At 65.7% G+C, this 12,532-nt stretch carries 9 protein-coding genes; 8 read left to right on the top strand and 1 reads right to left on the bottom strand.

Going from position 1 to position 12,532, the window contains the following annotated elements; genetic code table 11:
* Position 1: 1 nt before the first annotated feature.
* From ACT3TS_RS02230 to ACT3TS_RS02215, 4 genes are all read left to right on the top strand, one after another.
* Positions 2–2,101: a bifunctional aldolase/short-chain dehydrogenase gene (locus ACT3TS_RS02230; RefSeq protein WP_444529854.1), complete on the top strand. Its 2,100-nt coding sequence runs from the start codon at positions 2–4 to the stop codon at positions 2,099–2,101.
* Positions 2,098–3,588, top strand: a complete 1,491-nt coding sequence (locus ACT3TS_RS02225) for a rhamnulokinase (RefSeq protein ID WP_444529853.1) — start codon at positions 2,098–2,100, stop codon at positions 3,586–3,588. Before ACT3TS_RS02230 ends, ACT3TS_RS02225 begins: the two co-directional genes overlap by 4 nt.
* A gap of 364 nt (positions 3,589–3,952) precedes the next feature.
* The gene (locus ACT3TS_RS02220) at positions 3,953–5,365 is read left to right on the top strand and encodes an amino acid permease (protein ID WP_444529852.1); all 1,413 of its coding nucleotides are present in this window, start codon (positions 3,953–3,955) and stop codon (positions 5,363–5,365) included.
* A gap of 101 nt (positions 5,366–5,466) precedes the next feature.
* Complete coding sequence (locus ACT3TS_RS02215) at positions 5,467–6,726, top strand: NAD(P)/FAD-dependent oxidoreductase (RefSeq protein ID WP_444529851.1); 1,260 nt, start codon at positions 5,467–5,469, stop codon at positions 6,724–6,726.
* A 79-nt stretch (positions 6,727–6,805) separates the two neighbouring features.
* On the opposite strand, the gene ACT3TS_RS02210 is transcribed toward ACT3TS_RS02215, so the two are convergent.
* A complete protein-coding gene (locus ACT3TS_RS02210) occupies positions 6,806–7,840 on the bottom strand; it encodes a LacI family DNA-binding transcriptional regulator (protein WP_444529850.1) in 1,035 nt (344 codons plus the stop codon).
* A gap of 215 nt (positions 7,841–8,055) precedes the next feature.
* On the opposite strand from ACT3TS_RS02210, the gene ACT3TS_RS02205 reads away from it, so the two are divergent.
* From ACT3TS_RS02205 to ACT3TS_RS02190, 4 genes are read left to right on the top strand one after another with little or no spacing between them, the layout of a single operon-like run.
* On the top strand, positions 8,056–9,534 hold the full coding sequence (locus ACT3TS_RS02205) for a Gfo/Idh/MocA family protein (RefSeq protein ID WP_444529849.1): 1,479 nt from the start codon (positions 8,056–8,058) through the stop codon (positions 9,532–9,534).
* A 3-nt stretch (positions 9,535–9,537) separates the two neighbouring features.
* A complete protein-coding gene (locus ACT3TS_RS02200; protein WP_444529848.1) occupies positions 9,538–10,473 on the top strand; it encodes an NAD-dependent epimerase/dehydratase family protein in 936 nt (311 codons plus the stop codon).
* 8 nt (positions 10,474–10,481) lie between these two features.
* Complete coding sequence (locus ACT3TS_RS02195) at positions 10,482–11,405, top strand: 5-dehydro-4-deoxyglucarate dehydratase (protein ID WP_444529847.1); 924 nt, start codon at positions 10,482–10,484, stop codon at positions 11,403–11,405.
* 13 nt (positions 11,406–11,418) lie between these two features.
* Positions 11,419–12,501 (top strand): mandelate racemase/muconate lactonizing enzyme family protein, encoded by a 1,083-nt coding sequence (locus tag ACT3TS_RS02190; RefSeq protein WP_444529846.1) that lies wholly within the window; start codon positions 11,419–11,421, stop codon positions 12,499–12,501.
* Positions 12,502–12,532: the final 31 nt, after the last annotated feature.

The raw sequence follows: 12,532 nt of genomic DNA, 5'->3' as shown, positions 1-12,532 counted from the left end.
CATGAGCGAGCAGAGCAACAGGACTGATACAACAAGCACGACGGCGGCACCCGCCAATGCTCAAACCGGCACCGACACTGTGGCAGATCTGATCGCCCGTTCCAACCGTTTGGGTGCTGATAAGCGCAACACAAACTACGCCGGCGGCAACACCTCAGCCAAGGGAACCGCAACGGATCCCGTGACAGGTGAGCCGGTGGAGTTGATGTGGGTGAAGGGTTCCGGCGGGGACCTCGGCACCCTTACGGAATCAGGCCTGGCCGTGCTGCGTCTGGACCGAATGCGCGCAATGGTCAACACCTACCCGGGCGTTGACCACGAAGATGAAATGGTCGCCGCATTCGACTACTGCCTGCACGGCAAGGGCGGTGCGGCACCGTCGATCGACACTGCCATGCACGGCCTCGTCGACGCTGCCCATGTTGACCACCTGCACCCGGACTCCGGCATCGCCATCGCCACAGCGGCCGATGGCGAGGAACTGACAGCCAAGATCTTCGGCACCAAGGTGGCCTGGGTGCCGTGGCGCCGCCCCGGCTTCCAGCTGGGCCTGGACATTGCCGCGATCAAGGACAACAACCCTAAGATGATCGGCACCATTCTCGGCGGACACGGCATCACCGCCTGGGGTGCGACCAGCGAGGAAGCGGAGGCCAATTCGCTGTGGATCATTGAAACCGCAGAGGCCTACATAAAGGCCAACTCCCGCAAGGACCCGTTCGGCGCTGTACTGCCCGGTTACGGCGCCCTGTCTGAGGGGGAGCGCCGCGCCAAGGCAGCTGCACTGGCCCCGACGATCCGAGGCCTTGCCTCCACGGACAAGGCCGCCGTTGGCCACTTCAGTGACGATGCCGCCGTGCTGGACTTCCTGGCCTCGGCCGAGCACCCGCGGCTGGGAGCCCTGGGCACCAGCTGCCCCGATCACTTCCTGCGGACCAAGGTCGCCCCGCTCATCCTGGACCTGCCGGCGGACGCCTCGGTGGAAGACTCCATCGCGCGCCTGAAGGAACTCCACGCCGGATACCGCACGGACTACGCCGCCTACTACGACCGCAACGCCGTGGCAGATTCTCCCGCCATGCGCGGCGCGGATCCGGCCATCGTTCTGGTTCCGGGTGTCGGAATGTTCTCCTACGGCGCGAACAAGCAGACCGCACGGGTTGCCGGCGAGTTCTACCTCAACGCCATCAATGTCATGCGCGGCGCCGAGGCGCTCTCCAGCTACGCACCCATCGACGAGGCGGAGAAGTTCCGCATCGAATACTGGGCGTTGGAAGAGGCCAAGCTGGCCCGCCTGCCCAAGCCCAAATCGCACGCAACCCGCATCGCACTGGTGACCGGTGCGGCGTCGGGCATTGGCAAGGCCATCGCCACCCGGCTGGCCGCCGAGGGTGCCTGCATTGTCATTGCAGACCTGAAGTTGGAAGCCGCCCAGGCCGTGGCACTGGAACTTGGCGGGCCCGACGTGGCCATTGGCATCCAAGCAGACGTAACCGACGAATCCGCCGTACGTGCCGCCGTGGATGCTGTAGTTCTGGCGTTCGGCGGGCTTGATTTGGTGGTCAACAACGCCGGGCTGTCGATCTCCAAGCCGCTGCTGGAAACCACCGAAAAAGACTGGGACCTACAGCACGATGTCATGGCCAAGGGCTCGTTCCTCGTCTCCAAGGCGGCCGCGAAGGTCCTCATTGAGCAGGACATGGGCGGGGACATCGTATACATCTCCTCCAAGAACTCCGTGTTCGCCGGACCCAACAACATCGGGTATTCGGCCACGAAGGCGGACCAGGCCCACCAGGTGCGCCTGCTTGCAGCCGAACTGGGCCAATACGGTGTCCGTGTGAACGGCATCAATCCCGACGGCGTGGTCCGCGGCTCGGGCATCTTCGCCGGCGGCTGGGGCGCCAAGCGTGCCGCCGTTTACGGTGTCGACGAAGACAAATTGGGGGAGTATTACGCCCAGCGCACCCTGCTCAAGCGCGAGGTGCTCCCGGAAAACGTAGCCAACGCCGCCGCCGTGCTCACCAGCGCCGAGCTGTCACACACCACCGGCCTGCACATCCCCGTCGACGCCGGCGTGGCCGCAGCCTTCCTGCGATGAGCAAACTGTTTGCCGCCGTCGACATTGGCGCGTCCTCCGGACGCGTCATCGTCGGAGGCCTGGATGCTGGCGGGGAAACGGTGCGCCTGGATGTGGTGCACCGCTTCCCCAACGGAGTGGTGGAACATGAAGGTGCCTTGCACTGGGACTTCGACGGACTCTTCACCGAGGTCATGGCCGGGCTGGCGGTGGCCGCAAAGCATGCAGCGGCCGTTGACGGCGCGATCGCCAGCATCGGCATCGACACCTGGGCCGTGGATTATGGTCTCATCGACGGCGCGGGCGCACTTATCGGGGAGCCGTTCAGCTACCGGGACGGCCGCGGCGCCGCGGCCGTGGACCGGGTCCATGGCATCGTTGGCCCGGCGCGGCTGTATGAAACAACCGGCCTGCAGCACCTGCCGTTCAACACGATTTTCCAGCTGGCCGCCGAACAGACTGACGGCCGGGACCTCGCCGGCGGGCTGCAGGCGCTGCTGATCCCCGACCTCATTGCGTTCAAGCTCACCGGCAGCCGCCGCACCGAGTCCACGAATGCCTCCACCACGGGTCTGTACGACGCCGTGGCGGGGGAGTGGGCCAGTGAACTCCTGGCCGCCCTGGACCTGCCGGCCGAGCTCTTCCCGCCGCTCATTGAGCCCGGGGAAACCATCGGCACGCTGCTGCCCGAGATTGCCGCGCGAACCGGGCTGCCAACAACCACTCGGGTGGTGGCCGTCGGCTCACACGACACCGCATCCGCCGTGGCAGCCGTCCCCGCGGCAGGCCCCAATTTTGCCTACATTTCCTCCGGCACCTGGTCGCTGGTCGGTGTGGAGCTGGATGCGCCGGTCCTGACGGAGGCCAGCCGGACGGCGAACTTCACCAACGAGCGCGGCGTGGACGGCACCACCCGCTACCTGCGCAACGTGGGCGGCCTGTGGCTGCTCAGCGAGTCGATGCGCACGTGGGGACAGGAAGCCCACGACGCCGGGTCCCCGGTTACCATGCCCGAACCGCTTGCGCTGTCCCTGCCAGAGTTGCTGGCTGCCGCGGCTGCCGAACCAACCGGGGGGCCACTCCTCGATGTGGATTCCGAGGACTTCATTGCCCCCGGAAACATGCCCGAACGTATCCGTGCCGCCGCAAGCGTCGGGGGACGAGGGCTGGAAAACCGGCCAGCCGCCGTCGTACGCTGCATTGTTGACAGCCTTGCCGCAGCCTACGCGCGCACGGTCTCGCAGGTACAGGAGCTTTCCGGACAAAAGGTGAATGTGGTCCATATTGTGGGCGGCGGCTCCCAAAACGAGCTGCTGTGCCAGCTCACAGCCAACGCCACGGGCCTGCCTGTCGTCGCTGGACCCGTGGAGGCCACGGCACTCGGCAACGTCCTGGTCCAGGCACGCGCGGCGGGGGCGGCGCCCACGACACTGCCGGAATTGCGGGCGATCGTCGCGGCCAGCCACCCCGGAGTTGGTTACCAGCCGCGGACCCAAACCGGGCTCTAGTTCGCCACGCCCGGGTGTCTTCGGGTTTCTTGCTGCCCCAAGCCCGACGACTGGGTGGGCGGCTTGCGGAGCTCGAAGCAGTTGCTGTCTCTGTCGGTGAATCGTGGTGCCGGACCCGCCGGCCCTCAGCTAGATCCCTGGCGGGAGGTTTCTGAAACAGCCCCAATAGTTGCCCCATGGGCAACAACGCGACCATCACCGTCCAATTTAAGTGCATTTGACCAGATTTCGCAGGCAAAATTTGGCACTTTGGACAACGAAGGCGGGCCAAGTCCGTCCTAGGCTGAATCGTCCCCGTGAGACGCATCACGGAAGCCTGCGGCAGCTTTGCCGCACACGGGTACCTCAAGAGGAAGTTTTGCCAATGCAGTCAGAGCAGCAGTTATCGAAGACCCTCAAACCGCGCCATCTGTCCATGATTGCCATTGCCGGAGTTATCGGCGCCGGGCTTTTTGTAGGATCGGGCGCCGCTATCCAGCAGGCCGGTCCCGGGATTCTGGTGGCCTATGCGGCGGCCGGCATCGTGGTCATCCTGGTGATGCGGATGCTGGGAGAAATGGCGGCCGCCCATCCGGAAACCGGGTCCTTTTCCACCTATGCCGACAAGGCGTTGGGGCGGTGGGCCGGCTTCAGCATCGGCTGGCTGTATGCCTGGTTCTGGATCATAGTCCTCGGTGTTGAAGCGACGGCCGGAGCAGCCATCATGCACCGCTGGGTGCCGGAGGTTGAGCAATGGCAATGGGCGCTGATCCTGATGGTGCTGCTGACGCTGACCAACGTGGCTTCAGTGAAGTCCTACGGTGAATTTGAATTTTGGTTTGCCTCCGTCAAGGTGGCCGCCATCATTGTCTTCCTGCTTTTGGGAGTCATAGCGATCCTTGGATTCTTACCGGGTGTCGACGCACCCGGCCTTTCAAATCTCACTGGCAATGGAGGCTTCTTCCCGAGCGGTCCGGGGGCTGTCCTTGCGGGAGTCCTTGTGGTCGTATTCTCCTTCTTTGGTGCTGAGATTGCCACGATTGCCGCAGGTGAGTCGGAGAATCCCGTGGATGCTGTGAAGAAGGCAGTGAAGTCCACGGTGTGGAGAATCTTGATTTTTTACATTGGCTCCGTTGCCATCGTTGTGACGTTGCTGCCGTGGAATGATGCCTCGGTGGCCAAGAGCCCCTACGTGGCAGTTATTGAGCTGTTTGGTATTCCCGGTGCCGGCACCATCATGGACGTTGTTGTCCTGACCTCCGTGCTTTCCTGCCTGAACTCCGGACTGTACACGGCGAGCCGCATGCTGTTCTCCCTGTCCACCCGCGGCGATGCGCCCAAGTCTTGGCGGAAGATCTCCAAGCGCGGTGTCCCCGTCAGCGCAGTTCTCGCATCCACCGTGGTGGGCTTCGTGACAGTGGGGCTGAACTATTTGGCCCCGGACACCGTGTTCCTGTTCATGGTCAACACCTCCGGCGCCATCGCCTTGTTTGTGTGGTTGGTGATTGCTCTGTCCCAGCTGATCTTGCGACGACGGATGGGTGCTGAGGCGAAACAACTCGAGTTGAAAATGTGGCTCTTCCCCTATCTGACGTGGCTCTCCATCGCGGTCATCACGGCACTGCTCGTTGGCATGGTGATTGTTCCCGAGACACGCGAGGCATTGCTGCTGTCGGCCGGGTTGGCGGCCATCGTGGTTGCCATTGGCGTCTATCGATACCGCAAGGGCGGCGGCGGTCGTCCCGCCGACGCAGTGCTTGGGGACGAGCTCGGCAATGAAGTTGAGTCCCGCCCCTAGGGAATGACAAGGCGTGCTTTTCACGGCGTCCGCAATCATGGATACGCTGGGACCGGAGCCGGTGCGAAAAGCGGCCGGCCAACGTGCGAGGAGTGTGAATCGTGGTCAGTGCAAAGGCGCCTGAACATGTGGTTGTTGTTGGTGCGGGAATCATTGGCTTGTCCACTGCCTGGTATTTGCAGGAACAAGGCATCAAGGTCACGGTGGTTGACCGCGGCGAGGTGGCTTCGGGCTCGTCCTGGGGCAACGCGGGCTGGCTGACCCCGGCCCTGACACTTCCCTTGAGCGAGCCTTCGGTGTTGACCTACGGACTCAAGGCCATGTTGGATCCCGCCTCCCCGCTGTACATCCCTTTTTCCACCGACCCGTCGCTGCTGAAATTCCTGCTCGGCTTTGCCCGCAACTGCACGCCGGGCAAGTGGCGGGCAGCCATGGCCATTTTTGCGGAAATTGGCCGCACCGGGATCGACGCCTTCGACGAAATTGCTGCCGGGACACCGCCCCTCGCCGAAACCGCCAGCCCTGCCGACCCCTTCCTGACGGGATTCGGCTCGCTCAAGGACCGCGACGCCCTGGTCAAGGAATTTCACGTCATCCGCGAAACCGGCGGCCAGGTCGACTTCAACCTCATGTCCGGTGACGAAATCCGTGCGCTTGAGCCCACCCTGGGTACGGGCGTCGTTGCCGGGCTGGAGATCCGCAACCAAAAGTTCATCAACCCGCCGGCGTTCATGCACTCCCTCGCGGAAGCCGTGGTTGCCCGCGGCGCCACACTGACCACCGCGTTCACCGTGTTGGACGTGCGCGACACCGGCAGCGGCGTGGACGTGATCGGCTCCGAGGGCCGCCTGCTCAAGGCCGACGCCGTCGTCCTCGCCACGGGTGCCTGGCTGGGGACGCTGGCACGCAAGTTCGGCGTCAAGCGCGTTGTCCAGGCCGGCCGCGGGTACAGTTTCACGGTTGTTCCGGAAGCCATGCCCAGCCACCCCATCTACTTCCCGGCGCAACGCGTGGCCTGCACGCCGCTGGGGGACAGGCTCAGGGTCGCTGGCATGATGGAGTTCCGCGATGCCGACGCACCCCTTGACCCGCGCCGCATCAACGCGATTGTGGATGCGGCCTCACCCATGTTCACCGGCATCAACTGGGAGGACCGCGCCGAGGAATGGGTGGGGTCCCGGCCCTGCACCACCGACGGCTTCCCGCTGGTCGGCGCCACCCGTTCCCCCCGTGTCCACGTCGCCGGCGGCCACGGCATGTGGGGGGTCGCGCTGGGCCCGCTCACCGGAAAAATGGTCGCCGCCGGAATTACGGGAAACACCCAGCCGCCCAGCATGCGCCACTTCAACCCGCTGCGCTGATCCCCAATCCCTCCCAATGTTCAGCCGCTGGCGCGTCTGGACATTTGGGCCCGCGGGATTGTGGGATTGTGGGCCCCGCCTACTCCGGGGTGCGGGCCGTGCTCTTCGCCGGGACCCCGGTGCTGCCCCGCGGCACCACATGGGGCTGGAAAACCTGGAGTGTGTCAGAGGTGTCGGTGCCGTTGAGCAGATCACGCATCTGCTGCCAGGCATGCTCCCCGACGTCGATGATGGGCACGGCCGCCGTGGTCAGCGGCGGCGTGGTGTAGCGGGCGAACGGAATGTCATCGAAGCCCGTGACGGACATGTCTTCCGGGACCCTGATGCCCCGCTCGTTCAGGCTGCTGAGCAGCCCCATGGCCGTCAAGTCATTGAACGCCAGGATGCCTGTGGCCGCGGAGGCAACGACGTCGTCGGCGGAATCGTGGCCGTCCTCAAACGTGGATCCGCTCTGCAGGATCACCAGTTCAATGTGCGGGTGCGTCTGCGTAAAGGCTTCCAGCCCGGCCAGGCGCAGGGCGTTCGAGGCACTGCTTTCCGGGCCGGCCACATAGGCGATCCTCGTGTGTCCCAGGTCCGCCAGATGCGCGGCCAGTCCCTGGATCCCCTGGCCGTAGTCCACCATCACGCTGGGGCTGTCGGCAGCCTCCGTGATGCGGTTGACCAGAACCATCGGGTGCAGGCTCGGCGCCAGCTCCTCCAGCTCTGCAGGACTCATGCGCGGGGCGCAGAGAATCACGCCGTCACACCGCCTGCGCGCCTCTCCGGCCAGGACGGCCTCCTCGCTGGACACCTCCGAGGAGTCGGCGATGAGCACCCGGTAGCCGTCGTGGGCCGCCGCCCGGCTGACACCCCGCAAGACACCCTGGAATGTGGGGTTGGCGAGATCAGGCACGACGACGCCAATGGTGTCGGTCTTGCCGCGTGCCAGATTGCGGCCCATCGGGTTTGGCTGGTACTTCAGCTCAGTTGCGGCGGCCCTGACCCTGTCGGCGATTTGCGGGTCGACGCTGAAGTTTCCATTCATGACGCGCGAAACGGTTGCCAGGGACACGCCGGCCTTGGTGGCGACGTCTGATATCCCTACACGGGTGGGGCGGGCTCGCTTGGCCATGGTGGTTCCTTACGGCTCGAGGTGGCGGGTACAAATATGGCGGACTGCAGGCCCGGCCTTGACGTGACGGCCGGACTGTTGATAGAAAGCATATAACGGTTTGAGAAAACGCTTTCTCAGAATCTACTTTATAACAACCAGCCACTCAATGGGAAAGCGCCAAAGGGTGGGACTGGCCGGAATCACCACAGAGTTGCGAAAGGTCGCCCAAACTCATGAGAACCGAAGTCGCGTCCGCCGAAAGGCCCACAGATGTGCCGTCGAAGAAGAGATCGCGGCTGGCCCTGGTCGGTGCAGGATCCCGCGCCGGAATGTACGTTGAGGCGGTCATGGGCCCGCATGCCGACACGGCTGTCCTGGTGGGGATTGGGGACGTGAACCCCGGACGCACCGGTTACTACCTGGAATTGGCCAACCGGCTGCACGCAGGTGACACCGGGAGCGGCGAAGCCGGCAGCGCCGCGGCACCCGCCCCGGCCGCATTTGATCCTGCGGAGCTGACCGCGTTCATCACGGCCAACTCCATAGACCGCGTCATCATCACCACACCCGACCACACCCACGCGGACTACATTGTTGAGGCACTCAACGCAGGTGCCGACGTCGTGGTTGAAAAACCGCTCACCATTGATGTTGATGGCTGCCGCCGCATCACCGCGGCGATCGAGGAAACCGGGCGCAATGTGGTGGTCACGTTCAACTACCGTTATTCCCCGCGGAACAGCGCCCTGAAGGAGATCATCCAAAGCGGCGTCATCGGCAAGGTCACCAGCATCGACTTCAGCTGGATGCTGGACACCGTCCATGGCGCCGACTACTTCCGCCGCTGGCACCGGGAGAAGAAGAACTCCGGCGGCCTGCTCATCCACAAGGCCTCGCACCACTTTGACCTGGTCAACTGGTGGATCAATGATTCCCCGGCCCGCGTCTATTCTTCCGGCGGGCTGCGCTTTTACGGCGCGGACAATGCAGCGGACCGCGGCCTTGGTGACAGACCCGCCCGCGGTACGGTCGACGGCGTCTCCCCCCAAGGTGCCCGCGACCCCTTTGCGCTGGACATGCGCGAGGACGAAAAACTGGCGGCCCTGTACCTGGCCAACGAAAAGCATGACGGCTACATCCGCGACAAGGACGTGTTCTCCGGCGGCATCACGATCGAGGACAACCTGGCATTGACCGTGGATTACGACGGCGGGCCCACCCTCAGCTACTCCCTGAACGCCCACAGCCCCTGGGAAGGCTACCGGGTCAGTGTCAATGGCACCGAGGGCCGCGCCGAACTGGATGTGGTGGAGCGGGCGGCCGTCCACGGCAGCGGCGACAAGAAGAATGTTGTGGACCCCAGTGCCACGCCCATCGAGGAGGACGACGCTGTGCGCAGCAACGGTGAACGGCTCGTCGTCCAGCGTCATTGGGAGGCCGCCCGTGAGGTGGAAATCATCAACGGCGACGGCGGCCACGGCGGCGGCGACGTGCTGCTGCTCTCCGACCTGTTCAACGGCCCCGGCGAAGACCCGTTGGGCCGCCCCTCCGGCTACATCGACGGGCTGCGCGCCGTGTCCGTCGGGATAGCAGGCAACGAATCCCTCGCCACCGGCCTGCCGGTGCACATCCCCGCACTGGGGCTGGGCGCAGACCTGTCCCGCCAGGCCGGCCGGCACAACAGGCCTGCCGGCCATAACAAGGAAGGCTGAACCATGACCACAGTGCTCATCACCGGCGGTTCCGGCCGCCTGGGCCGCAGCGTCGTCGCGGGGTTCGCCGCCGCAGGCCACACAGTGGTCTCCGTGGACCGCGGCGCCCTGCCCGAGGACCCGGCACTGTCCGGCGTCGTGCAGGAATCCGTTGATCTCCTTGACGCGGCCGCGGTGCACCAGGTCATGGCCAGGCACAGGCCCGACGCCGTCATCCACCTTGCCGCGATCGCCGTCCCGTTCAGCGCGCCGGAGGACGTGATCCTCAAGACGAACACCATGCTGGCCTACAACGTTTTTAGTGCAGCCACCGAGAACGGGGTGGGCCGCATCGTCACCGCCTCCAGCCCCACCGTCCTGGGCTACGGCAACCCGGCGGGATGGCTGCCCGAGCGCTTCCCGCTGGATGAAAACACCACCCCGAAACCCTGGAACGCCTACGCGCTGTCCAAGCTGGTGGCCGAGCAGGTCATGCGGATGTTCGCCACAGCCCACGGGCGCACGGTGCGGTACGCGGCGTTCCGGCCCTGCTACGTCATCTCCCCGGAGGAATGGGACGGCGCACCGACACAGCAGGGCCACACCCTCGTGGAACGGCTGGCCGACCCGGCCCTGTCCGCGCCCGCCCTGTTCAACTACGTGGACGCCCGCGACGTGGCCGACTTCCTGGCCGTGCTGCTGGAGAAGATGGACACCATCGAGAACGCCCAGACCTTCTTTGTGGGTGCCGCCGACGCGCTCGCCGAGGAGCCGCTGGACAAGCTCATGCCGGCGTTCCTGCCGGGCAGCGAAGAACTGGCCGCAGGGCTGACGGGCACCAGCCCCGCATTTTCCATTGCCAAGGCCGAAAAAGTATTGGGCTGGACGCCGCAGCGAAGCTGGCGCACCGAGCTCACCGACACCAACCGCGCGGACCTGGCGTCCGCCGCCTCACACTAGGAGAAACCATGAAGTTCGAAGGCGTACTTTTCTTCCCCGTCACCCCGTTCAATGACGAGGGGAGCGTGGATGTTGCCCTGCTCAAGGAGCACATCGCCTCGCGCCTCCCGTTCGGCCCCGGCGGCATCTTCCCCGCCTGCGGCACCGGCGAATTCCACGCCCTCAGCATTGCCGAGGTCCGCACCGTGGTGCAGACCGCCGTCGAGGTTGTGGCCGGAACCGTCCCCGTGATTGCCGGCGCCGGCGGGCCCTTGGGCCACGCCCTGGACGCAGCCCGCGCCGCCGCCGAGGTGGGCGCCGACGCGCTCCTGGTGCTCCCGCCCTACCTGGTGGGCGCACCCATGGACGGCTTGGTCGCCTATGTTGAAGCAATCGCCGCCGCCAGCGAACTGCCCGTGATCGTCTACCACCGCGCCAACGCAAAATTCTCCGCCGCCGCCATGGTCCAACTGGCCGCGAACCCGAAGGTGATTGGTTTCAAGGATGGCGTGGGCGACGTTGGCCTGGCCCAGGAAATCGTCTCCGCCGTGCGCGCCACGGGACGCGAGGACTTCCAGTTCTTCAACGGCCTGCTGACGGCAGAACTCACCCAGGGCGCCTACCGCGGCCTCGGCATGCCGCTGTACTCCTCGGCCGCCTTCGCCATGGCCCCGGAAATCGCCGGCGCCTACTACCGCGCCTACATGGACGGCAACGAGGAACGCCGCGCCGAACTGCTCGAGGGCTTCTACGCACCCCTGGTCCGCCTGCGCGATGAGGTTCCCGGCTTCGGCGTGTCCCTGATCAAGGCCGGCATCCGCCAGGCCGGGCTGCCCGTGGGCCCCGTCCGCCCGCCGCTGGTCAACCCCACCGCCGAGCAGGAAGCCCGCCTGGCCGCCATCCTGGTCAAGGGCCACGAGCTGGCCGCCAGCCACGCGCTGGCCAACGCCTGATACGGACCGACCGATGACCGCCAAGATCACAGCCCTGCGCACCCGCCTGCTGACGGTGCCGCTGCGCCGCAGCTGGGGTGCGGAGGCACCGGAAAACCACATCATCGCCACCACCGTGGAAACCGACGACGGCGGAACCGGCCACGGGTTTTCCTGGACACCGACCATTGGCCCCCAGGCCGTCAAGGCCCTGCTGGACCACGACATTGCCGGCTTTGCCGTGGGTCTTCCCGCCGAGCCGGAACCGTTGTGGGACGCACTGTGGCTGCGCCTGCACGAGGCCGGCGGCGGCGGACTCACCACCATCGCCATGGCCGGGCTGGACCTGGCGCTTTGGGACCTGGCCGCCCGCAACGCCGGCACCTCCGTGCCGGGGCTGCTGGGCCAGCGGCATGAATCCGTGGAGGTGTACGGTTCAGGCGTGAACCTTCACTACACGCTCGAGGAGCTGGTGGCGCAGGCCGAACGCTGGATGGCTGCCGGCCATTCCGCCGTCAAGATCAAGGTCGGCAAGCCGGACATCGCCGAGGACGTGGAGCGCGTGGCCGCTGTCCGCAACGTCATCGGCCCGGACCGCGCCCTCATGATCGACGCCAACCAGCGCTGGGACCTGCCCACCACCATCCGGGCGCTGTCCCGGCTGGAGCAGTTCAACCTGCACTGGCTGGAGGAACCGATCCGCGCCGACGACCTCTGGGCCTACAAGCGGCTGCGCAAGCACTCGCCCGTGCCCATTGCACTCGGCGAAAACGTGCACACCATCCAGCGCTTCCGCGACTTCATCGACGCCGAGGCCGTGGACATCATCCAGCCCAACATTGTCCGGGTCGGGGGCATCACCCCGTTCCGCAGGATTGTGGAGCTGGCCCGCACCAACAGCATCGCCGTGGCCCCGCACCTGCTGCCGGAACTGTCGGGGCAGCTGGCGCTGACCCTGGCCAATCCGGTGGCGGTGGAGGACGTGGAGGACGCGTCCTTCGAACAGCTCGGGATACTGGCAGGCCCGTCGCCGGTCACCATCAGCGACAGCCGCCTTTCCGGCACCGGAGTCCCCGGGCTGGGGCTGCAGTTCGCCTCCGGCATCCCCGCCCGCTAACCACACAAGACACTCCGCAAACCCACCGAAG

The organism is Specibacter sp. AOP5-B1-6 (assembly GCF_052376555.1).
Lineage (GTDB): Bacteria > Actinomycetota > Actinomycetes > Actinomycetales > Micrococcaceae > Specibacter.
Note: the sequence above shows the minus strand (reverse complement) of the source record. Positions and strands in the feature narration are given on the sequence as shown.

What these genes read in the sequence shown, in the direction of transcription:
- ACT3TS_RS02230 (WP_444529854.1), top strand. Translation starts at nt 2, where the DNA reads ATGAGCGAGCAGAGCAACAGGACTGATACAACAAGCACGACGGCGGCA.
- ACT3TS_RS02225 (WP_444529853.1), top strand. Translation starts at nt 2,098, where the DNA reads ATGAGCAAACTGTTTGCCGCCGTCGACATTGGCGCGTCCTCCGGACGC.
- ACT3TS_RS02220 (WP_444529852.1), top strand. Translation starts at nt 3,953, where the DNA reads ATGCAGTCAGAGCAGCAGTTATCGAAGACCCTCAAACCGCGCCATCTG.
- ACT3TS_RS02210 (WP_444529850.1), bottom strand. Translation starts at nt 7,840, where the DNA reads ATGGCCAAGCGAGCCCGCCCCACCCGTGTAGGGATATCAGACGTCGCC.
- ACT3TS_RS02205 (WP_444529849.1), top strand. Translation starts at nt 8,056, where the DNA reads ATGAGAACCGAAGTCGCGTCCGCCGAAAGGCCCACAGATGTGCCGTCG.
- ACT3TS_RS02200 (WP_444529848.1), top strand. Translation starts at nt 9,538, where the DNA reads ATGACCACAGTGCTCATCACCGGCGGTTCCGGCCGCCTGGGCCGCAGC.
- ACT3TS_RS02195 (WP_444529847.1), top strand. Translation starts at nt 10,482, where the DNA reads ATGAAGTTCGAAGGCGTACTTTTCTTCCCCGTCACCCCGTTCAATGAC.
- ACT3TS_RS02190 (WP_444529846.1), top strand. Translation starts at nt 11,419, where the DNA reads ATGACCGCCAAGATCACAGCCCTGCGCACCCGCCTGCTGACGGTGCCG.